The organism is Streptomyces sp. PR69, from assembly GCF_026420845.1.
In the GTDB taxonomy this organism is placed as follows: domain Bacteria; phylum Actinomycetota; class Actinomycetes; order Streptomycetales; family Streptomycetaceae; genus Streptomyces.
The window spans coordinates 175,989-197,330 of sequence record NZ_JAOWCB010000007.1; the positions used below are offsets into that span (position 1 = coordinate 175,989).

Here is a 21,342-nt window from a genome sequence, read left to right on the forward strand (position 1 = left end):
CGGGTGCTGTCCCCAGACGCTACCTCCCGGCCACGCCCCCGTGCCGTGGGGGCCGTTCTCGGTGCCGGTATCGTTGCTGACGGTCGGCTCCTTCGTAGGGTTCCCCGTATCGAAGGGCATGATTCGTTCGTACGACCATACAAAGCCGGCCCATTCCGTCGGCGCCGCCCGTCAGAACAGCAGCCCGTGAGAAAGAGACCCGCCGTGGCCTCCCCGCCTCCCCTCGCCCGCCCCGGCCGGCCCGTACGCCTTGTCGTCCTGGTCTCCGGCTCCGGCAGCAATCTGCAGGCCCTGCTGGATGCCGTCGACGCCGACCCGGAGGGGTTCGGCGCACGCGTCGTCGCGGTCGGCGCCGACCGCGACGGCATCGCCGGACTGGAGCGTGCCGAGCGCGCGGGGCTTCCCACGTTCGTGTGCAAGGTCAAGGACCACCCCACGCGTGAGGCGTGGGACCACGCGCTCACCGAAGCGACGGCGGCGTACGACCCCGATCTCGTCGTGTCGGCCGGCTTTATGAAGATCGTGGGGAAGGAGTTCCTCGCGAGGTTCGGCGGGCGGATCATCAATACGCACCCCGCCCTGCTGCCCAGCTTCCCCGGTGCGCACGGCGTGCGCGACGCGCTCGCCTACGGCGCGAAGATCACCGGGTGCACCGTCCACTTCGTCGACGACGGCGTCGACACCGGTCCGATCATCGCGCAGGGCGCGGTCGAGGTGACGGAAGAGGACACCCCGGACGGTGCCGCCGCTCTCCATGAGCGGATCAAGGAAGTCGAGCGAAGGCTGCTCGTCGATGTCGTGCGGCGTCTGGCCCGGCACGGCTACCGCATTGAGGGACGAAAGGTTCATGTCGGTGAATAAGCCCATCCGTCGAGCGTTGATCAGCGTCTATGACAAGACCGGTCTTGAGGAGCTTGCGCGCGGGCTGCACGAAGCCGGCGTGGAACTGGTCTCCACCGGCTCCACCGCGGCGAAGATCGCCGCGGCCGGCGTCCCGGTGTCCAGGGTCGAGGACCTGACCGGCTTCCCCGAGTGCCTGGACGGCCGGGTCAAGACCCTCCACCCGCGCGTGCACGCCGGCATCCTCGCCGACCTGCGGCTTGAGGACCATCAGCGGCAGCTCGCCGAGCTGGGCGTGGTGCCCTTCGAGCTGGTGGTCGTGAACCTCTATCCGTTCCGCGAGACCGTCGCCTCCGGCGCGACGCCCGACGAGTGTGTCGAGCAGATCGACATCGGCGGCCCTTCGATGGTCCGCGCCGCGGCCAAGAACCACCCGTCCGTGGCCGTGGTGACCAGCCCGGCGCGGTACGCGGACGTTCTGCAGGCCGCGCGGTCGGGCGGCTTCGACCTGGCGGCGCGCAAGCGCCTCGCCGCCGAAGCGTTCCAGCACACCGCCGCGTACGACGTGGCGGTGGCAGGCTGGTTTGCCGACGACTACGCGGCCGCCGACGACAGCGGCTTCCCCGACTTCCTCGGCGCGACGTACGAGCGCTCCGCCGTGCTGCGGTACGGCGAGAATCCGCACCAGGGCGCGGCGCTGTACGCCGGCGGGCGCGGTGGCGGTCGCGGCGGCGGCCTCGCCCAGGCCGAGCAGCTGCACGGCAAGGAGATGTCGTACAACAACTACACGGACACCGACGCCGCGCGCCGTGCCGCGTACGACCACGACGAACCGTGCGTGGCGATCATCAAGCACGCCAACCCGTGCGGGATCGCGGTCGGCGCGGACGTCGCCGAGGCGCACCGCAAGGCGCACGCCTGCGACCCGCTCTCCGCGTTCGGCGGCGTGATCGCCGTCAACCGCCCGGTCTCCAGGGAGATGGCCGAACAGGTCGCCGAGATCTTCACCGAGGTGATCGTGGCCCCGGGCTACGAGGACGGCGCGGTCGAGGTGCTGGCCCGCAAGAAGAACATCCGGGTGCTGCGCTGCCCGGACGCCCCCGCCGACCCCGTCGAGATCAAGGCGATCGACGGCGGCGCGCTGCTCCAGGTCGCCGACCGCCTCCAGGCGGACGGCGACGACCCGGCGAACTGGACGCTCGCGACGGGCGAGGCGCTCGCGGCCGACGAGCTGAGGGAGCTGGCCTTCGCCTGGCGCGCCTGCCGCGCGGTCAAGTCCAACGCCATCCTGCTCGCCAAGGACGGCGCGTCGGTCGGCGTCGGCATGGGCCAGGTCAACCGCGTCGACTCCGCGAAGCTCGCGGTCGAGCGCGCGGGCGAGGAGCGCGCCCGGGGCTCGTACGCGGCCTCCGACGCCTTCTTCCCCTTCCCCGACGGCCTGGAGATCCTCACCGCGGCGGGCGTCAGGGCGGTGGTCCAGCCGGGCGGCTCGGTGCGGGACGAGCAGGTGGTGGAGGCGGCGAAGAAGGCGGGCGTGACGATGTACTTCACGGGGACGCGCCACTTCTTCCACTGACGCGACTGAGGCGCGCCCCGGGCCCGCGGACCGTGAAGGCCGCGGGCCCGGGGCGGGTGCGGATGGCGCTCCGGCTCTCGGCTGCCGAGTCCGCTACCAGGCCCAGTGGCCGTGGCAGGCCCCGTTCGTCACCCACTCGTGAGAGGTGATGTTGTTGTTGGCCTTTGAGCCGTTGGTCATGCGCTGGACATTGCCGTTGATGTCCCGGGCCAGATTGTCGACGTAGTCGTTCTGACGGATGCAGAGGTAACCGCCTTTGTAGTCCTTCTTGGACCAGAACCTGACAGCGACCAGCCCGTTCGGGTCATCGGCGCCAGTGTTCACCAACGATGTCGCCGCATCGTCCTCGTTGCCGCGGAACGGGCCGGAGTTGTTGCCCCAGTGGGAGTCCCAACTCGGGGTTGTGCCCATCCAGCCGGAGCAGTACGTATACCTGTAGGCACGGAAGTTGCCGTCCCCCCAGTTGTTGTCGCGGATGTTCTCGCACGCGTTCGCCGCGGTTGCCGACGGCGACGCCTGGGCTGCGCTGATAGGGATCACCGAACTTGCCCCCGCCAGGGCCAGTGCGGCGGCAGCAATGCGGATCTTGCGCATGGGTGTTCTCCTTCTGGTTTCTGATGGAACGGTGTGAGAGAGCCGCGAAGGCTCTCAGGACGAGGTGATCTCCGCCGCGCGGGCAAGGGCGGCGAGTTCCATGCGGCGGCGCGTGTCGATCTCGTCGCGGTACCGCCGTCGGACCTCGCGGCTGTACTCGCGCTCCAGCGAGCGCGCTGTCTTCCCCAGGGAGGTGCGAGCAGCGCACTCCGCCTCGCGGACCGCGAGGCGCACTTCGATCGTGTGCGCGGTCTCCGGGCTCACTCCTTCGCTGAGCCGCGGCAGATCCGACCGAAGCTCACCGGGAGACGCGTATCGGTGACCCGCCTCGTGCATACAGGCAGACCATGCGCGCTGGGCCGAGCGGAAGCGGGGATCGCGCTCGATGTCAGGTACATAGAGCGGAGTGAGGTTGTCCGTGACCCTGGTGACGCGGAACCATGTGCGCGGATCGCCGTAAAGGCGGCGCTGTGCCTCGGCCTGGCAGCCCCCGATGGTGCTGCCGACGGTCTGGCCGCCGGGCAGGGTGACGTGCATCTCCAGCTCGTCGCTGCGGCCGAGTGCGGTCACGTAGCGTGCGCGGTCCTCCTCGGTCAGCTGATTGCGGTAGGCGATGTTCGGATTGGAGAGTTTCTCCTTCATCAACTCCTTCTCGATCCGGCCCCCGTAGCCGTGCTTGCGCGCCCAGGTGACGTCGGTGAGCACATAGCCATGGCGGAGGGCCTCCCCTTCGCCGCGCCACGCTCTCACCCAGTAGCGGAAGCCCTGGCCCTCCATGCAGCGTTTGACGAGGAGGGCCTCCGCGTGTCCCAGGCGCGCCCGCTCGGCGTCGGTCAGCTCCCTCCCCTGATCACGGACCGCTCCAACGGCCTTGCGGGGTTCCGCAGAACCGTTCCGCTCGACGTTGTCGCCGGTACAGCCGACCGTCGCGAGTGCGATGACCGCCGCGGTCGTGCACGAAGAAGTGAAGTATCGCCTCATGGCGGTGCTACCCCCTGTGGCCTGCGTCGCCGGTGCGGGCGGCGCAGTCATTACCTTCGTGGCGGGAGGAGGCGGCGGATACCTCGGACATCCGAGGTTCCCTCCGGAGGCGTGGTTCGACGGCGGCGGTTCACCCGCCGCAGCTCAGCAGTGCTCAACCCACTTGTGCGACAGCGGCGCGTATGTGCCCGCCAGGTTGCCCTGTTGGTTGACGCTGGTGCAGCCGGTGCGGCGGGTCTCCCGGGTCAGGTCGAAGCCGGCGGGCCGGAAGTCACGGCCCCGGTAATACGCCACGTCGTGGCGCTCCTTCGACTCCTGGTCGTTGTTGAAGACCGACCTCACCGGGCGGTCCCGCGTCCATGGGCAGGTCTCCTCGCCCGCCAGCCAGTCCGGGTCGTCGTCCGCCCAGCTGCACAGCTCGCCCATGCCGTTGGGCTCGCTGAAGAAGCACACCGTCCCCCGGGGGCAGCGGTGGTAGCCGTACGACACGCCGTCGTCCCACAGCACATAGGTCGCCGCCGCCCCGACGACCGCCGCGGCCAGGCCGGCTGTCAGGGCGGCCCGCCGCCGTCTGCGGGGGCGCAGCCGGGGCAGCCGGGGCAGGCGGGCCGAGCGGGAGGCGCCCGCGGCCCGCTCCACGCGCTGCAGGAGGGCGGCCGTGTCCCCGGCTGCCGCGCGCTCCCCGTGCGTACGGGCCAGGCAGCCGGCGACGATGTCCCGCCAGGCGTCGGGAAGCGCGGGTGACAGCCGCAGTTCCTCCTCGCCGCGCGCGTAGCGTACGGCCGCGTCGCGGCGGGCGGCGACCGTCGCTCCGGGCAGCGGCAGCGAACCGGTCAGCACCAGATGCGCCAGCACGCCGAAGGCCCATACGTCGGCGGTCGGGCGGATCCGCTGGCCGCGCTCGCCGATCTCCGACCACAGCAGCTCGGGCGGGGTGTAGTCGGGGGTGGAGAAGGCGGGCGCGTACGCATGCGTCCCCTCCAGCTCCGCCGCCAGATTGAAGTCGCCGAGCCGGGCCGTCCCGTCCTTCATCAGCAGGACATTGGCGGGCTTGAGGTCGCCGTGCACCCAGCCGGCGTGGTGCAGCTGGCGCAGTCCCTCGCACACCTGGGCCAGCAGGGCCGGACCGGAGGCCGGCGGCTGCGGGGACGCGTTCAGCAGAGCCTCAAGCGACCCTTCCGCTCGCTCCAGTACGAGGACGGTGGCGCCGTCGAGGTCCGGCCGGTCCGGGCAGTCGGCCGTCAGCACCTCGTACATCCGGATCAGCCGCGGACTGCGCAGCCTGCGCAACAGCTCCACCTCGCGGTCCGCCAGCTCCCGCAGATGCCGCAGCTGGCGCGGGGTGCGGGTGCCCGTCGGCAGGAACTTCAGCGCGGCCGTCTGCGGCAGCCGCGCGTCCCGGCTGGTGCGCCGGGCCCCGTACACGCTGCCGAAGGCACCGGAGGCCAGGGGCTCGCGCACCTCCCAGCAGCCCGCCCGGAACCCCTTCGGCACCGGCACCGTATACGGCTGTGCCTCGCTCATCGCCCGGCCAGCGCGCCGAGATCGTCCTCCTGGACCAGATCGAAACGGAGCGCGAGCGAGACGATCGACTCGCGCTTGCCGTGGAGGCGCGGGCCGGGGTCCGCCGTCTCCGGGCCCGGCTTGAGGCGCAGTTTGACCGCGAGGTAGTCGATGTTCCACTGCACGGAGGCGCGGTTGGCCGCGGGCCACTGCGGCCGCAGACGCTCGACGAGCTGTTCGCAGGTGGGCAGCGGCGCGTGCGGAGCGCCGCGCAGGCGGGGTTCGCACAGGGCCGTCAGCACGTGGAAGTAGCGCTTGGTGCGGTCGAGCGGGAAGGGGAGCGTCGTCGGCTCGCCGTCACAGGCGGGGACGCCGGCGGTGTCGGCGTAGTCATGGCGCGGCGCCCAGACGTCAAAGCTCAGCAGCTCATCGCCGGCCGGCAGGACGACGCGGGAGAACTCGAACGGCACGGGCGCGCCGATCCTGCCTGGGGAGATCTTGATGTGCTCGCCCGCGCCCTCGGGGTTCTCGACGACATAGGTTGCGGCGCTGCTGAGGTTGCTCAGCGACCAGAAGGCGCCGGACGCCGTGATCTCGCCCGCGGCGCGCGACACTCCTGGATGGCTGATGGCCAGCCGGCGCTCTCCCTCTGCCCCGTCGGCTCCCTCAGCCTGGCCGGCCCCCTCGGCTCGGCGCTCCCCCTCGGAGCGGCCGGCTCCCTCGGCTCGGCCGAAACGGAGCTGCTCGCCCGGGGCGAGCCGGATCTGCCGGTCGTCGTGGGCGCGGTCGCCGGGCACGACGATGATGCTGTACATGTCCCGTCCCTTCCCCCCCGATGGAGTCAGCGCCAGGGTAGGGACGGGCGGAGATCGACGACATCGTTCCGGCACAAGCGTCGTGAATACGCCAGGAGAACGGCCGAAGGCCGTGACCCCGCCGGAGAGGCGGGCTCACGGCCCTCGTGGAGCACGGAACACCCGGTGAAACCCGGATGAACAGTGAACGGTAAACGCTCAGGCGCGCGGGCGGCTGAACCAGGCGGCGCCGTCCGACTTGCCGACGAAGACGGCGATCAGGATGGCGAGCACGGTGTGCGCGGCCGTGACCAGGTCAGCCGACCGATCAAGGCAGAAGCTAGCAGCTCACACCCTTCCACTCAGTCAACGCGCCGGTGAATGTGTACCTGAACTGCACGCAGCGGTTGGACTTTGCGGCAGACTTGAAGGTGTTCTGGAAGCTCTTCGCCACCGACCCCATGGTTCCCATGCAAATGGTGCGAGTGGGAATCCCGCGAACCTTTTTGGGAACTTTCAAGCAGGCTGCCCTCGTCAGTTCGCTAGCCTTGCTGTATTTGGCAACCGCTTTAGTCTCTGCCTTGTTGTACTTTACGTAGATGCCCCACCCGAAGCTGATCTTTGGGTCTGCAACCACTGGGAATGCCGTGCTTGCTGTGGGGTGGATCTCTTGTACGAGTTCGTTTCCGCTCAATCGGTAGTCGGTCGGCACGGAATGCCCCTCGGCGTCTTTTGCCCAGGGAGCGTCGATGCGTCCGAGTATTTCAGTCAGCTCTTCCGGCCGATCCTCAGAACTCACCTCGTTGGCATCTTGGCGCTCATTGAATTCGAGCTTGTCCGAATGGGTGGACCTGACAATGTAGTAGCCGTCCTGCGCCCCATCTGGGGTAAACGCTTCGACCAGTTCCGTCTGGTTCGGCAGCTTCAACGAGAAGCGCTGTGTTGTGCTTGCACTCTGGTTCTGGAGCGTCACAAGACTGCGAACGCCCCCGTCTGATGTGTGCTGAACCGCGACATCGGTCGACGGCGCGGCACCCCGGTAAATGACTGTGCCGGCGGAAGAGCGGCTGCCCTGTACATTGGTGGTGCTGGGCAGCTTCATGGTCATGATCTCGCCACTGGGGGATGCGATCTCGATCGCTTCCCCAGATGCACGCGGAACGGATACGGTCGGCTTTCCGTCCGGCCCTTCAGAGGCACCCCGGTGTGCCGAGCACGGTCAACGCTCAATCCGTGGATGACGTTACCTGTGACATACATGCAAGATCAACTGTAAATTCCGGCCAGCATGTGTCCTGGTGGTGGCCTGTCTTCCCCTCAGAAGGCAGGCGCGAGGCCCTTGGCTGCCATGGCATCTCGCCGATGACAGTCAAGGGCCTCGTGTTGGTTTCGCTCTTGCCGGAGTCTTGTCAGTGGCGCGGGCGCTTGAACCACTCTGCCGATGCGCTCTTGGAGGCAAAGATGATCAGCAGGATCGCCACGACAAGGGTGATCAAGCCGACCGGGATGGTGAAGATGCCGCTGATAACGGCGAACGCCCCGTACACAATGGAGCAGACGCGGACGCTGTTGCCTCCGTTGGTGTACTTCAGTGCCAGCGCGAGCCCCAGCGCGGCGAACACCAGGGCGAGCACCATGAAGAACCCGATGACACCCTTGCCCAAGTCCGCGAACGCTTCGGCCTCGGTGCCGCTGAAGGACTCGTCCGCGACCTTGTCGAACTGCGACAAGTAGTAGGCGTACATGGCTGCGACGACCAGCTGGCAGGCGAAGATCACATACAGGAAGATGCGTGCCGCCTTGGTGATGCCCGGCATCTCGGTCGGGCCGGCCGGGTAGCCGTAGCCCGGCTGGATCGGCGGGGCCTGCGGGTAGCCGTAGCCGGGCTGGCCCTGGGGCTGGGGCTGGCCGTAGGGGTTGTTCGGGTCGCCGAAACTCATGGCGGGTTTCCTCCGTTGAAAGTGCGGGGACGACGCGGTCCGCGCGGAGGAACGTGCACAACCTTCGCGATCTGCCCCCCAGCACTGCCGCGGCACTGCGCGGCTCATCGTGGTCGTAACGTCGACTTTTTGTCCAGTCGGAATGCACAGGTGTTGTGCAAGTGCAACCCTGCGTGACCGGGGCCGCTGGAGTGTGCGCATCCCGTGAACCGGTGCGATCGGATGCGGACGGGATGCGATGGGGAGCGACAGGATGCGATTGGAACAGAGGCCGGGTCATCCGGGAGGATGGGGCCCATGACCGCCCAGATTCTCGATGGCAAGGCCACCGCAGCCGCGATCAAGTCCGACCTGACCGCCCGCGTGGCGGCCCTCAAGGCCAAGGGTGTGACGCCCGGGCTGGGGACCCTGCTCGTCGGGGACGACGTCGGCAGCCAGAAGTACGTCGCGGGCAAGCACCGCGACTGCGCGCAGGTGGGCATCGCGTCCATCCAGCGTGAACTGCCCGCCACCGCCACGCAGGAAGAGATCGAGGCGGTCGTCCGGGAGCTCAACGAGGACCCCGCCTGCACCGGCTACATCGTGCAACTCCCGCTCCCCAAGGGCATCAACGCCAACCGGGTGCTGGAGCTGATGGACCCGGCCAAGGACGCGGACGGGCTGCACCCGATGAACCTCGGCCGGCTCGTGCTGAACGAGACCGGTCCGCTGCCGTGCACCCCGGCCGGCATCGTGCATCTGCTGCGCCGCCACGGCGTGGAGATCGCCGGTGCGCATGTGGTGGTCGTGGGCCGCGGCGTCACCATCGGCCGCCCGATGCCGCTGCTGCTGACACGCCGGTCCGAGAACGCGACCGTCACCCAGTGCCACACGGGTACCCGCGACCTCGCCGCGCAGCTGCGGCAGGCGGACATCATCGTCGCCGCCGCGGGCGTGCCGCATCTGATCAAGCCGGAGGACGTCAAGCCGGGCGCGGCGATCCTCGACGTCGGCGTCAGCCGCGACGAGAGCGGCAAGATCGTCGGCGATGTCCATCCGGGCGTCGCGGAGGTGGCCGGCTGGGTCGCCCCCAACCCGGGCGGCGTCGGCCCGATGACCCGCGCCATGCTGCTGGTGAACGTCGTCGAGGCGGCGGAGCGCGCCGTCGCCGCCGCGGGCTGAAACGGAGGGCCGGGCCCATGGGCGTAACTGCGAACAGCGACCCGTCCGACGACGCGCCGGAGCCTTCCGGCGACCCATCGCCGACATCGCCCCCGCCCGCCGGGGCGGCCGCTCGCCCTGCGGGCCCGGCCGATGCGTCACCCGGCGGTGGCGGGCCGTCCGAGCGGAGCACGGCAGCCGCGGCGGACTCCGCGGGTGCGGCGCAGCTCAACGGGGGTGGTCCGATCGCGTCCGCTCGGGAGGCGGCGCGGGGCAAGGGCGACGGACCGACCCCGTCCAATCCGTCTGAGGGGAGCGCGGCAGCCGCGGCGGACGGGCCGGAGCCCGACGGAGACCCGCCGAGCGGCGCGTCCGCGGGCGCGTCCGACGCGGCCGACGGCCCCGTCAAGAAGGGCTCCCGGAGGTTCCCCGCCGTCACCACCGACACCGCACGCCCCGAGGGCGGCGGCCGCGCCGCGCCGGGGGACGCGCCCGCGCCCGCGCGGCAGTGGCCGCTGCTCACCGTGCTGCTGCTCGCCGGGGCCGGACTGCTGATCGTCGGCATTGACGCCTTCGCCGACTCGTTCCGCATCGGCACGATCCTGGTCGGCGTCGCGCTGCTCGCCGGGGCTGTCATGCGCCGTGTCGTGCCCTCCGTGGGCATGCTGGCCGTGCGGTCGCGGTTCACCGACATGGTGACGTACGGCCTGCTGGGCACGGTGATCGTGCTGCTCGCCCTGGTGACCCAGCCGAAGCCCTGGCTGGACGTCCCCTTCCTGGAGGACGCGGTCCACTTCACGGTCCGGTAGCCCGCGCGAAGCCCGCCCCCGCGGTACCCCACCGCCCGGCCGCATCAGCATCGGCGCGGCAGTACCCACACGGCATCACGGCGGCGAGTATCTTGACGACGAGATAAATCGCCGAGTCGTGCGAGAGGGACGTACCGCCTGATGCCCAAGATCAAGGTAGCCAACCCCGTCGTCGAGCTCGACGGCGACGAAATGACCCGCATCATCTGGCAGTTCATCAAGGACAGGCTGATCCTGCCGTACCTCGACGTCGAGCTGGAGTACTACGACCTCGGCATCGAGCACCGCGACGCCACCAACGACCAGGTGACGATCGACGCCGCGCACGCCATCAGAAAGCACGGGGTCGGGGTCAAGTGCGCCACGATCACACCGGACGAGGCGCGGGTCGAGGAGTTCGGCCTCAAGGCGATGTACCGCTCTCCCAACGGCACCATCCGCAATATCCTCGGCGGAGTGATCTTCCGCGAGCCGATCATCATGGAGAACGTCCCGCGGCTCGTCCCCGGCTGGACCAAGCCGATCGTCGTCGGCCGCCATGCCTTCGGCGACCAGTACCGCGCCACGGATCTGAAGGTCCCCGGAGAGGGCACCCTCACCATGACCTTCACCCCGAAGGACGGCTCGGAACCGGTGGAGCTGGAGGTGTACGAGTTTCCCGGCGCGGGCGTCGCGCTGTCCATGTACAACCTCGACGCGTCGATCCGCGACTTCGCCCGCGCATCGTTCCGCTACGGCCTGGCGCGGGGGTACCCGGTGTACATGTCCACCAAGAACACGATCCTGAAGAAGTACGACGGCCGCTTCAAGGATCTCTTCCAGGAGGTCTTCGACACCGAGTTCAAGGCCGATTTCGACGCCAAGGGGCTGACCTACGAGCACCGGCTGATCGACGACATGGTGGCCTCCGCGCTCAAGTGGGAGGGCGGCTATGTCTGGGCGTGCAAGAACTACGACGGCGACGTCCAGTCCGACATCGTGGCCCAGGGCTTCGGCTCCCTCGGGCTGATGACGTCGGTCCTGATGTCGCCCGACGGCAGGACGGTCGAGGCGGAGGCCGCACACGGCACCGTCACCCGTCACTACCGCAGGCGTCAGCAGGGCAAGCCGACGTCGACCAACCCCATCGCATCGATCTTCGCCTGGACCCGCGGCCTCGCCCACCGGGGAGAGCTGGACGGCACTTTGGATGTCACGCACTTCGCGCGGACGCTGGAGCAGGTGTGCGTCGAGACCGTCGAGAACGGGCAGATGACCAAGGATCTGGCGGTCCTGATCGGCCCCGACCAGCCGTGGCTCACGACGGAGCAGTTCCTGGACGCGCTCGACGCGCGTCTGCGGAAGAAGACGGCCGCCTCGCTCGGCTGAAACGGCGACGGCGGCCCGACCTCCCCCCGTAGAGGCCGGGCCGCCGCGTCCTGGCGGATCAGGGGCAGCCGGTGTGCCGCAGGTACGGCCACGACTTGGGTCCGGGCAGCCCGTCGACCTTGAGCTTCGCGTTGCAGACGGAATTCGCGCTCCGCTGCACGGGCTTGAACGCCGCCTTCGACTTGGGGCCGAAGTAGCCGTCCACCGCGATGCTCTTCTTCCAGACGTGCTTGAGGATGCACTGCGCCTCGATGCCCGCCGAGGTCACCTTGTTGGCCGCGGGGACGACGGTGTTGCCGCTGTAGTGGCCCGCGTACCAACGGCCGTTCTTCTTCTTCATGTGGCACGAGTAGGCCGCGGCCCCGCTCTCCTGAGCCGCCTGTGCCGTGGTCGCCTGTGCCGTGGTCGCCTGTGCTGCCGGGGCGAGGGCGAGACCGCCGCCGAGAGCGGCGGCGGCCGTCGCCAGCGCGAGATGCCTGCGTACGTTCATCACTATTCTTCCCCCTGGTTGTTCCCCGTGCGAATGAGCCGGGCCCGTGCCCGGCGTCGGTTCGGGTACGACTTTCCTGCGCCAACTCCTCCACGGTCCAGGGAAGTCGGCCGAATGGGCCTCTGTGGGACGTCCCAGGCTCTGACCTGCTGGGACGTGGCCTCTCAGAAGGCTGTTGTGGGACGACGGCGGCTGTCCGGAACTCGCCATGGCCGAGAAGGGGGTGGAACCTCCCACCCGGAGGGCGATCTGATTAGGGGAGACACAGCGAGAGAGGGGGGATCTCATATGGCCCGGTGGAAGGAACTGCCGGCGGCACTCGACGACCGTGAGCGGCAGTTGATCGTCCAGTTACGCAGGTTGAAAGATCACAGCGGTCTGAGCCTCGCCGCTCTCGCGGGCAAGACCAGCTACAGCCGCTCGTCATGGGAGCGCTATCTCAACGGGAAGAAGCCGGTCCCGCGCGGCGCCGTCGAGGAGCTGGCGCGGATCTGCGGCACGGAGCCGACCAGGCTGCTCGTGCTGCACGAGGTGGCGGAGCAGGCGAAGGCGTCGAGGACGACGCCCCCGGCGGCGGGCGGACCGGAGACCGGCCCCCGGCCGGCCCCCCTCCGCGACGCCCCGCGCCCCTCCGCAACGGACTCCGCAACGGACTCCTTCACGGGCTCCTCTGCGGACTTCGCGACGGCCTCTGCAACGGGCTCCGCGGCCGGCCCCGAGGCGGAATCCGCCGCGCACGCGGCGGGCTTCTCCGGAATCTCGGAAGTCAGGGCCGAGACCGGCTCCGTGGAGCTCCGGGAGCCCGGACCGCCGCAGCCGGGCGGCGGGCGCGACACCCGAGGCAGGCGGACCGTCCCCCTGGCGCGCGCTCTTGTCGCCGCCGTCGCCGTGGCGGCCCTCGCCTTCATGGGCGGGCTCCTCACGGCGTCGGCGAGTGAGGAGGAGGCCGGAGGCGGCGAGGGGGGAAGCACACAGCGGGAGCTGTTCGTATACCGCCAGGGGGAGACGTTCGAGTGCGAGAAGGGCGAGAAGGACGGCAAGCTGTACGCGGGCTACAGCCTGGTCCACAACAGTGACATCGCCCTCAACGGCAGCGGATGGGACGTCGTCGAGGCCCAGTGCCTGCTGAAGCTGCACGGGTTTGACCCGGGCGAGATCGACGGTCTGTTCGGCCCCCGTACCGAGATCGCCGCGAAGCGCTTCCAGGCGGCCCGGAACCTGGTCCAGGACGGCATCGTCGGCCCCGACACCCTGGGAGAGCTACGCCGTGCGCGATAGCCGCGGCAGCGGGGACCTCCCGCCGGCCGCGGAGTGCGAACAGCTCGCCGCCGAACTGCGGGCGCTGCGGGAGGCGGCGGGGCTGAGCCTTGCCGAACTGGCCGCGCGCACCCCGTACAGCAAGTCCTCCTGGGAGCGCTACGTCAACGGCAGAAAGCCGGTGCCGCGGCAGGCGGTCGAGGCGCTGTGCGCGGTCGCCAAGGTCCCGGCCGGGCGGCTGCTCGCCCTGTGGGAGCTGGCCGACGCCGCCTGGAGCGGCCGCGCCCGCCCAGCCTCCGCCCCCGAGTCGCCCGCGCCGTCCGCTGCCGCGCCCGCCGAGCGTCCGTCCCAGCAGGGCCTCGCCGCCTCCGACGACACCGCCGGCTCCCTCGCCGGCGAACGCCCCCGCCGACGCGGCCGGGTGCGGCTGACCGTGGCGGCCGCGGCACTGGGGCTGGCCGCCGCCGTCGCCGTGCCGTTCGGCCTGGCCGGGGAAGGCAGCGACAGCGCGGAGGCGGAGAACTCCCCGGGGCCCATCGCGGCCCCCGCCGGTCCGGGCTGTGTGGCCGAGGAGTGCGAGGGCAAGGCGCCGCTGCCGATGCGGTGCGGCGCGCCCGGAAAGCGGGAGAACCTCGCCACGGCCCGCGGCAGGGACGGCCAGCGGATCGAGCTCCGCTTCGCCCTGGACTGCCGCACGGTGTGGGTGCGCGCCACCTGGCTGGAGGTGGGAGACCGGGTCCTGCTGACCGTGCCGGGCGCCACCCCCAAGGAGGTGCGCGCCAGGGACGAGCGGGACGCGGCGCGCTATCTCGTGACCCCGATGACAGCGGTGGAATCCCCCGACGGAGCGCGCGCCTGCCTGCATCCGGCGGACGGCGCGGAGCAGGTGTGCATCCCCTGACACCGCGGGCCGCCTCCCAAGTAATCCCTTGCTTCAGCGAGTTGCCTTCTGCCTATTGTGATCGCCGCGCGCGTGACGGATCTTGTGTGCGACATCCCGTGAGTTCCTCCGAGCCCCGCTGAGTATCTGGCCCCATGGCCAGGGGGGCTCTTCCTCCTTCGGGTGCTCTCTGGCCCTGTGACGTAGCTTCGGGATTCTTGAAGCGTTCGGACCTCGTCCGACCGATCCGCAGTCGGGCTGAAGGCGAGGAGGCTCGGGTTGGCAGTGCTGGCAGTCGTACGGGACCTGCGCGAGCACTGGGCGCCCGCATCGGTGGAAGAGCTGGAGCAGTTCGAGACCGACGTGCTGTCCGGGTTCGTCCTCGCGCGGGCCTCGGCGGGCCTGGCGGACGGCACCATCCGCGGCGACGTCGGGCACCTGGAACAGATCCGGACCTGGTTCTGCCGACCGCTGTGGGACGTGGAGTCCGCCGACGCCGACGCGTACTTCGGGAAGGTGCTGCGGAACTCACCCAGCGGGACACGGCTGGCCCGGTCGCAGGCGCTGACCACGTACTTCATGTTCCTGGAACTGCGGCACAAGGTCGAGCTCCACCGCATGACCGGCCGGGTCATCGAGTGCCCGATCGACGAGATGAACCGGCCGCGCGGGGCCAAGGACGCGGCACTGCGGATCCCGCCGACCGAGCCGGAGGTCGCGACGCTGTTCACCGGCTGGGGTGGCGAGCTGGCCACCTGCCGCAAGTTCGCCCCGACCGCCCGGAACTACACCGCCTCCAAGCTGATGTCCCAGGTCGGCCTGCGGGTGAGTGAGGCATGCAAGCTCGACCTGTCCGACATCAAGTGAAACCTGGGCCGCTTCGACAAGCTCCACGTCCGCCACGGCAAAGGCGACCGTGGCTCGGGCCCGCGCGAGCGGATGGTGCCGCTGATCAACGGCGCCGACCGGACGCTGCGGTGGTTCATCGAGGACGTGTGGGGCCAGTTCGACGACGACCACACCCGTCCCGGCGCCCCGCTGTTCCCAGGACATTCGCTCGGCTGCTGCCTCCACCGTCACCGGGTCGGCGAACTCGGCGTGGTCCAGACTCAGCCGCCCGCTGCAGGCCATCGGACCCAGAGCTCGGGCGGTCTCGAACTTCGCCCTGTCGAAGTGCCAGGTGCAGTTTCCCGACCTGGTGAATCGCGCCCCGCGGAAGAGCGCATCGCCCATGAAGGTCGCCTTGCTGAAGCTGGCGATCTCGCCGTTGAAGGTTGCCTGGTCGAACCGCGCCCAGCGTGTGAACCTTGCACCGGTGAACTGGGCGGTGTCTGTGAAAGTCGCGTTTTCAAACTTGGCGTCGCCCAAGTGGGGCGCACCGGTGGCAGGATCCCGGACCGCGTCGAAGAGCCGGTGGCTGCGGGACGGGGGAAGGTGTCGGTGCGGTCATGTCCTACACGACGGCCAAGCTACCTCTGCAGTTGCTCACTATTGATAGATCACCAGTCATAACCGCTGCTGAACGCCCTTGCGGACGCGACCGTAAGCGTTCTACTTGCATAAAAAGCACCCTTCTACCCGTTTGCTCCGGATACCTGCTGGCACACCGAGTATCTGGGCCTGGCCGTCGGTGAACTGCGCGGCGCGGGCCGCGAGGTCGACGACGAGGTGCTGGCGCACATCTCCCCGGCTCGCAGCTCGGGGGTCAACTACTACGGGTCCATCACCGTCGACTACGAGCACGAACTCGCCCAGCTCGACGAGCAGGGGCAGATACCCCTGCGGACCGTGGCTGCGGACGATCCTACGGCCGGGCTGTAGCAGCGAGTCGAACGTCCCCGACTCCACGATCCGGCCGCCGTCGAGGACGACGATCCGGACCGCGCCTGCCGGACCGCGCACGCTGTGCGCAGATCACACCGAGTGCAAGGGCGGCAGCGCCGCCCTTGCACTCGGCCTGTCAGCTCAGTCGCCCGGCGTTCGCTCCGCCACATACTCCTCATACGCGTCCCTGAGCCGTTGCACGTACGCGCGCAGCTCATCGACAGCAGCGGCGGAGCCAGCCTTCCGGAGTTCGGCGTCCACCTCGGCAAACTGAGTGTCAACAGCGCGCGTGGCGACGGCCAACTGACGGTCGTCGAGCCCGAGGATTCCCGTCAGAACGGCTTCCAGCTGGTCGACCTCGATGACTAGGTCACCAAGCCCGTCACGCCCCCTGAGCTCAGGGAATCCGTCGAACCACGATCCGCGCGGGAGGGCGTCCTCCAGCGCGGAACCCTTCTTCCTACGCCACATGACATCCCCTACCAGAACGTCTGCCAACGGGTCCGCCTCGGGTTGAGCTTACCGCCGGGACTTCCCCTGTGGTTTCGCTTGGTTCCGCGGACGGTTTGTAGGTGGCGGTAGGCGGAACGGTGGTAATTGCGCGCCGACCCGTATTTCCTCCCGTGCTTCGCGTAGTGATAGACAAACGACCGTGCGGAATTCTTGAACGAGCCGCGGTGGAACGTCCGGCCCACTCCATATGCCGTCCTACGGCTCCGCGTGACATAGAAGGCCGCGCGCATACTCCGCGTCTTGTTGACCGCGCTGTAGACCCGGTAGGCCCGGTACGCCCAGGCTGCTGCCCCGACACCGGGAATGAATCCGGCCGCGGTGAGACCGATTTCCCACTTGTTCCTCCAGGCCCACTTGCGGGCCTTCTTGAAGCCACAAGACCAGCAGATACGTCCGTCGAGGTCGTACTGATTGACCGGGTCGGCATAGACGTAGTCGTAGGCGTTGGCGTTTCCTCAGGATGCCGGGGTGCTCACGTACTTCGGCGCCCGCGGCGACCTTGGTGATCTGGTCCTTGACCTTGGCGGTGCCGTCGGTGGGACGGCCTGCGTCGTACTCGTTGACCGTCCAGGTGCGGGCGGTCACCGATGTGCCGGCCGTGACCAGGGTGGTGGTGCCGGATTTCAGGTCTGCGGTGAGGTCGATCCGGCGCAGCGGGCCGAACTCTTCCAGCTCGCGCGTACCGGTGCTGTTGTAGACGGACCGGGTGGTGAGAAGGTCGGCGCGCTCGGCGGTGGTGAGCTGGGCGATGCCCAGGTCGGCCTGGGTTGCCTGGTCGCTCGCGGTCAGGCCGAGAGCAACAGCCCTGTTGGCGGCTGAGAGCTCGCGGACGGTGTTGCCGAAGCGGTCGTACTCGGTAGTGGAGATGTGCCCGCCGGGTGTCGCGGTATTGACCTCGCGGCCGGAGACAGCGAGGTAGTGCACGTCGGCGCGCTTATAGTCGGCGGCGGTGAGTGCGCTTCCGGAATGCGAGGCCGGGACGGCGTCAGCGGGGAAGACCGCCGTCGCGTCCGTCGGCGCATCCAGCTGACCCCACGCCTTCACATCGCCTGCGCCCATCGTGTACGGGGCGGTGGTGCCGGTCAGCGGCACGTCGTAGACGACGCTGGTCGCTGCCTCGCCCTCGATGGTGCCGGCGGTGCCCTGCTTGAGTCCGGGCCGGGTGGCCTTCAGAAGCATGCCGTCACCGGCGGTGGCGGCGTTGCCCGCCTTGCCGTACGTGAACGTCCACGCCAGCTCACCGGACGGGGTCAGCTTGGTGACCCGGCCCGCGGTGTCGTATTCGTACTCCGTCTTCAGCGCGGGGCTGACCTGCGGGTTCCACACCTGACGCAGACGGCCGGAGGAGTCGTACAGGTAGCTCTGCACGGCCTTCGAGGGACGCCCAGGCCGCACGTGACGCCGCCGCGGCGGCAGAGCAGGCCGCCGAGGACGCCCGCGCCGCCGCCCAGCGCGCGGACGCGGCCGCCACCGAAGCCGAGAAGGCAGCGAAGGACGCCCAGAGGTATGCCGAGGAGGCCCAGCGGGCCGCCGAGGCTGCCGAGCGGAAGAAGGCCAACCAGCAGGTCGCGAGCGGCGCGGGCACGGGGATCGGCGGCACGTTCTACGTCGTCGACGAGAACAGCGTCGAGGTGACCGACGCCAAGCAGCTGAACGACTGCGTCCTGGAGATCGGCTTCCAGGGCTGCACCGTCACCTTCAAGGTGACGTTCAGCGCCACGGTCGACTTCTACCTGTGCACCAACCCCGACGTCCCGGCCACGACCTCCGGCTGCCCCTCCTCGGACACGCTGCTGCTCGGCACCGAGACCTTCAAGGGCCTGACGAAGGAGGTCACCCAGTACTTCAGCAAGTGGGACCTCGTGGAGCAGACCGTCGTCTACAAGGTCCTGAAGGCGGTCCTGGTCCAGGACTTCGTCGACTGCTGGCACGGCAGCGCCAGCGGCTGCGCCTGGGCCGCGAGCAACTTCGTCCCCGGCAAGGCGTTCGGCAAGGTCGCCGAGGCGATCCGCGCGCTGGACGCGGCGATGCATACCGGAGTCGGCGTCCTGGACTCGTTCAAGGCGCTGAAGGCCCTGGACATCGACCCGGCAACCCTCGCCAAGCTCGAGGGCACGGTCAATGCGTACGAGGACGTGGTCACCGCCTGCAAGGTCAACAGCTTCCCGGGCAGTACCCGGGTGCTGATGGCGGACGGTTCGCACAAGGCGATCCGCGATGTGCGGACCGGGGATCTGCTGCTCGCCGCGGACTTGGAGACCGGGCGCTCGGGGGCGCAGCCGGTGACGGACACCTTCCGGCACCTGACCCGGCGGCTGGCGGACATCACCCTCGCGGACGGCTCCCTGACGAGCACGGTCGGCCACCGCTTTTTCGTGGCAGGCCGGGGCTGGACCCAGGTCGCCGACCTGCGCGTGGGCGACCGGCTGCGCACCCCGGACGGCACGCTCCACGCCGTGACGGGCCTGCGGGACCGGGGCGGGCTGTCGCCGCGTGAGGTGTTCGACCTGACGGTCGACGAGCTGCACACGTTCTACGTGAGCACCGAAGGGGCGCGTCCGCAGGACGTCCTCGTCCACAACTGCACCAACATCGTCGCCGACGAGGGCATCAGCGGAGCCCACACCCTGGCGGACCATGTACACAAGACCGACGCGCAGATGGCGCAGACCTCGTTGCCTACGCCGCCTACCTGGAGGGCCGCTGACCGTGACAGGCGAGGACGAGGTAGAAGCCGAAGCGCAGCACGAATACCTCGAAGACATCTACGTGGAGGACATCGGGCTGACCTGGGTGACCTCGAAGTGGGACATCCCGGACGCACTCTCGCCGGAGGACGCCGAGCGTCACCTCCCCGAGGGCGGACCGGCCGCATGGTGGCTCACGCTCCCGGAAGCGGCGGCAGAGGAGTTCGACCGGTCGAAGGCCCGGCAGCTCGGGCAGGACGTCCGCCGTCTGGTGGAGTCGCCCCTTCCAGACGAGACGATCCGTACGGTATGGCTCGGCGCCACGCGCGGATGCTTCGATCCGGCCGAGTACGGCTTCGACGCGCGTACCTGGCTGCGGAAGCTTGAGGAAGCGTGGCTCGCCCGCGTACGGCAGGACCACCCGGCGTTTGCGCCCCCGTCACCGCAGCCGGTGGTGGACGAGGGGCTGCGGCAGGCTGTGCTTCAGGTGATCCGTCCGGTGGCGGACGACCTGAGCCGTACGGCGACGACCGCCTCGTACGGGACTCCGGCGGCCGGTCTCGTCCCCGCGCTGGAGCAGGTGGTCGCCCAGGCCTGCGCCGATCTCGGCTACCGGCTGTTCCTGCGTGCGATGAAGGCGTACTTCGTCGAGGTCGACAAGACGAGCCGCGACGCGTTCGCCGCGCTCGGGGAGCGGTTCGGCTATCCCCCGTTCCTGGTAGGCGACGGTCTGAACTACCGGGAGTGACTCACTCGCTCGTGTCTCCCGGCCCGTGCCGTGTCACTCACGGCGCGGGCCGCCGTCGTTGTGCGGGGGCGTCCCCGCGGGCCGTTCGGGGCGCACAAGGGGCGCGTGGATTGAGGCGTACGCTCCTGTTCACTCCCATGTCCGGAACTGCCACCCTGAAACCGGGCATCCCACCGGGTAGTGCGGTGAAACGCTTCCGGGCATCTACCCGGGCGACAAGGGGGAGCGCATGCCTCGTTGGAGGGAGCTGCCGGGGGATCTCGACCCGCAGGTCCAGGAGTTCGTCGGTCAGCTGCGCAGGCTGGTCGACCGCAGCGGGCTGAGCGTCGCCGCCGTCGCGGATCGCACCGGGTACAGCAGGACGTCGTGGGAGAAGTATCTGGACGGGCGGCAGCTCGCGCCCCGCGGGGCGGCGCTCGCGCTGGCGGAGGCGACCGGCGCGGAGCCGGCGCATCTGATCACCATGTGGGAGTTCGCCGAGCGGGCGTGGAGCCGCGCGGAGATGCGCCACGACATGACGATGGAGCAGATGCGCATCGCGCAGGCGCGGGCGGCGCTCGGGGAGTTCGGGCCCCCGACGAGCCCGCCGCCGGGCCCCCGTGGAGCCGCCCGCCCGGCCGGGGGAGCCGCCCGCCCGGCCGGGGGAGGCGCGCGCCCCCGCACCCCGTACGCCCCCGGGCCGCGCGGCGGCCGCGGTCCCGCCCCGGCGGCCGGCGGCAGCACCTACGGCGCGCACAGCGGCAGGCGAAAAGTCGGCCTGTTCCTCGCCGGGACGGTGGGCGCGCTGCTGGCCACCGCAGGCGCGGTCCTCCTCGTCGACCTCGGCGGTTACGGCGACGACGGCCCCGGCGGGACAGGGTCCGCCTCCCCGTCCCCCGACGCCTCCGCGCTCCCGCCGGGCGTCAAGTGCGGCGGCGCGGACTGCACGGGCCAGGACCCGGAGGCGATGGGCTGCGGCGGCCAGTTCGCCAGGACCGTCTCCCGTACGACTCTGGGCACGGCGACGCTCGTCGAACTGCGCTACAGTACGGCGTGCAAGGCTGCCTGGGCCCGTATCTCGGGCGCGGCGCCCGGCGACACGGTACGGATCGCGATCGACGGCGCGGCGGCCCAGAGCAGCCGGGTCGCGGCGGACGAACCAGCGCCCCCCGGTCAGGCCCCCGACACCGACACGTACACCCTGATGACCGCCGCGGGCGACCCCGCCACGGCACGCGCCTGCGCCACGCTCGCGAGCGGCACATCCGGCTGCACGCCGCCCGTTTCCGCGTCCGTCTCCCCGCCCGCCGCCCCCTCTGCCGCCCCCTCCCCGTGAGCCGCGCAGTGAGCCGCGCAGTGAGCCGCGCAGTGAGCCGCGCCACAAGGGGCAACCGATTGGGTCGGGCCCGGGTCGGATAG

At 69.9% G+C, this 21,342-nt stretch carries 20 protein-coding genes and 2 pseudogenes; 12 read left to right on the forward strand and 10 right to left on the reverse strand.

The window, feature by feature from the left end:
- Positions 1–204: 204 nt before the first annotated feature.
- Positions 205–861: a phosphoribosylglycinamide formyltransferase gene (gene purN / locus OF819_RS09590; RefSeq protein WP_267242969.1), complete on the forward strand. Its 657-nt coding sequence runs from the start codon at positions 205–207 to the stop codon at positions 859–861.
- Positions 848–2,416, forward strand: coding sequence for a bifunctional phosphoribosylaminoimidazolecarboxamide formyltransferase/IMP cyclohydrolase (gene purH / locus OF819_RS09595; RefSeq protein WP_267242970.1), 1,569 nt, complete (start codon positions 848–850; stop codon positions 2,414–2,416). Before purN ends, purH begins: the two co-directional genes overlap by 14 nt.
- Positions 2,417–2,509: 93 nt before the next feature.
- Here the strand turns inward: purH and OF819_RS09600 are convergent, their stop codons facing one another.
- The 6 genes from OF819_RS09600 to OF819_RS09625 form a co-directional block, all read right to left on the reverse strand.
- A complete protein-coding gene (locus tag OF819_RS09600) occupies positions 2,510–3,010 on the reverse strand; it encodes a hypothetical protein (protein WP_267242971.1) in 501 nt (166 codons plus the stop codon).
- 54 nt (positions 3,011–3,064) lie between these two features.
- Positions 3,065–3,991, reverse strand: coding sequence for a hypothetical protein (locus tag OF819_RS09605; protein WP_267242972.1), 927 nt, complete (start codon positions 3,989–3,991; stop codon positions 3,065–3,067).
- 144 nt (positions 3,992–4,135) lie between these two features.
- Positions 4,136–5,515 carry a protein kinase domain-containing protein gene (locus OF819_RS09610; protein WP_267242973.1) on the reverse strand — a complete coding sequence of 460 codons (1,380 nt, stop codon included), beginning with the start codon at positions 5,513–5,515 and terminating at the stop codon, positions 4,136–4,138.
- Complete coding sequence (locus OF819_RS09615; protein WP_267242974.1) at positions 5,512–6,309, reverse strand: FHA domain-containing protein; 798 nt, start codon at positions 6,307–6,309, stop codon at positions 5,512–5,514. Before OF819_RS09615 ends, OF819_RS09610 begins: the two co-directional genes overlap by 4 nt.
- Positions 6,310–6,628: 319 nt before the next feature.
- Positions 6,629–7,396 carry a hypothetical protein gene (locus tag OF819_RS09620; RefSeq protein WP_267242975.1) on the reverse strand — a complete coding sequence of 256 codons (768 nt, stop codon included), beginning with the start codon at positions 7,394–7,396 and terminating at the stop codon, positions 6,629–6,631.
- A 301-nt stretch (positions 7,397–7,697) separates the two neighbouring features.
- Positions 7,698–8,228 (reverse strand): hypothetical protein, encoded by a 531-nt coding sequence (locus OF819_RS09625; RefSeq protein ID WP_267242976.1) that lies wholly within the window; start codon positions 8,226–8,228, stop codon positions 7,698–7,700.
- Positions 8,229–8,525: 297 nt separating this feature from the next.
- Here OF819_RS09625 and OF819_RS09630 point away from each other — a divergent pair, with 297 nt between their 5' ends.
- The 3 genes from OF819_RS09630 to OF819_RS09640 all read left to right on the forward strand — a co-directional run bounded on the left by OF819_RS09630 (position 8,526) and on the right by OF819_RS09640 (position 11,545).
- The gene (locus OF819_RS09630; protein WP_267242977.1) at positions 8,526–9,389 is read left to right on the forward strand and encodes a bifunctional methylenetetrahydrofolate dehydrogenase/methenyltetrahydrofolate cyclohydrolase; all 864 of its coding nucleotides are present in this window, start codon (positions 8,526–8,528) and stop codon (positions 9,387–9,389) included.
- Positions 9,390–9,406: 17 nt separating this feature from the next.
- On the forward strand, positions 9,407–10,177 hold the full coding sequence (locus OF819_RS09635) for a DUF3017 domain-containing protein (RefSeq protein ID WP_267242978.1): 771 nt from the start codon (positions 9,407–9,409) through the stop codon (positions 10,175–10,177).
- 141 nt (positions 10,178–10,318) lie between these two features.
- Positions 10,319–11,545, forward strand: a complete 1,227-nt coding sequence (locus tag OF819_RS09640; RefSeq protein WP_267242979.1) for an NADP-dependent isocitrate dehydrogenase — start codon at positions 10,319–10,321, stop codon at positions 11,543–11,545.
- Between the two features lie 58 nt (positions 11,546–11,603).
- On the opposite strand, the gene OF819_RS09645 is transcribed toward OF819_RS09640, so the two are convergent.
- The gene (locus OF819_RS09645; protein WP_267242980.1) at positions 11,604–12,035 is read right to left on the reverse strand and encodes a peptidoglycan-binding domain-containing protein; all 432 of its coding nucleotides are present in this window, start codon (positions 12,033–12,035) and stop codon (positions 11,604–11,606) included.
- Between the two features lie 288 nt (positions 12,036–12,323).
- On the opposite strand from OF819_RS09645, the gene OF819_RS09650 reads away from it, so the two are divergent.
- The 3 genes from OF819_RS09650 to OF819_RS09660 all read left to right on the forward strand — a co-directional run bounded on the left by OF819_RS09650 (position 12,324) and on the right by OF819_RS09660 (position 15,039).
- Complete coding sequence (locus OF819_RS09650; RefSeq protein ID WP_267242981.1) at positions 12,324–13,313, forward strand: helix-turn-helix domain-containing protein; 990 nt, start codon at positions 12,324–12,326, stop codon at positions 13,311–13,313.
- The gene (locus tag OF819_RS09655; RefSeq protein ID WP_267242982.1) at positions 13,303–14,193 is read left to right on the forward strand and encodes a helix-turn-helix domain-containing protein; all 891 of its coding nucleotides are present in this window, start codon (positions 13,303–13,305) and stop codon (positions 14,191–14,193) included. Before OF819_RS09650 ends, OF819_RS09655 begins: the two co-directional genes overlap by 11 nt.
- 258 nt (positions 14,194–14,451) lie before the next feature.
- On the forward strand, positions 14,452–15,039 hold the full coding sequence (locus tag OF819_RS09660; protein ID WP_267242983.1) for a hypothetical protein: 588 nt from the start codon (positions 14,452–14,454) through the stop codon (positions 15,037–15,039).
- Positions 15,040–15,420: 381 nt separating this feature from the next.
- Here OF819_RS09660 and OF819_RS29235 read toward each other — a convergent pair.
- Positions 15,421–15,540: pseudogene (locus OF819_RS29235) on the reverse strand (pentapeptide repeat-containing protein); the annotation flags it as partial.
- 300 nt (positions 15,541–15,840) lie between these two features.
- On the opposite strand from OF819_RS29235, the gene OF819_RS09665 reads away from it, so the two are divergent.
- On the forward strand, positions 15,841–15,993 hold the full coding sequence (locus OF819_RS09665; protein WP_267242984.1) for a hypothetical protein: 153 nt from the start codon (positions 15,841–15,843) through the stop codon (positions 15,991–15,993).
- Positions 15,994–16,137: 144 nt separating this feature from the next.
- Here the strand turns inward: OF819_RS09665 and OF819_RS09670 are convergent, their stop codons facing one another.
- On the reverse strand, positions 16,138–16,494 hold the full coding sequence (locus tag OF819_RS09670) for a hypothetical protein (protein ID WP_267242985.1): 357 nt from the start codon (positions 16,492–16,494) through the stop codon (positions 16,138–16,140).
- 474 nt (positions 16,495–16,968) lie between these two features.
- Positions 16,969–17,886: pseudogene (locus OF819_RS09675) on the reverse strand (sugar-binding protein); the annotation flags it as partial.
- A gap of 254 nt (positions 17,887–18,140) precedes the next feature.
- On the opposite strand from OF819_RS09675, the gene OF819_RS09680 reads away from it, so the two are divergent.
- The 3 genes from OF819_RS09680 (at position 18,141) to OF819_RS09690 (ending at position 21,259) form a co-directional block, all read left to right on the forward strand.
- The gene (locus OF819_RS09680) at positions 18,141–19,583 is read left to right on the forward strand and encodes a polymorphic toxin-type HINT domain-containing protein (RefSeq protein ID WP_267242986.1); all 1,443 of its coding nucleotides are present in this window, start codon (positions 18,141–18,143) and stop codon (positions 19,581–19,583) included.
- A gap of 112 nt (positions 19,584–19,695) precedes the next feature.
- Positions 19,696–19,944 (forward strand): hypothetical protein, encoded by a 249-nt coding sequence (locus OF819_RS09685; protein ID WP_267242987.1) that lies wholly within the window; start codon positions 19,696–19,698, stop codon positions 19,942–19,944.
- Positions 19,945–20,173: 229 nt separating this feature from the next.
- The gene (locus OF819_RS09690) at positions 20,174–21,259 is read left to right on the forward strand and encodes a helix-turn-helix domain-containing protein (RefSeq protein ID WP_267242988.1); all 1,086 of its coding nucleotides are present in this window, start codon (positions 20,174–20,176) and stop codon (positions 21,257–21,259) included.
- Positions 21,260–21,342: the final 83 nt, after the last annotated feature.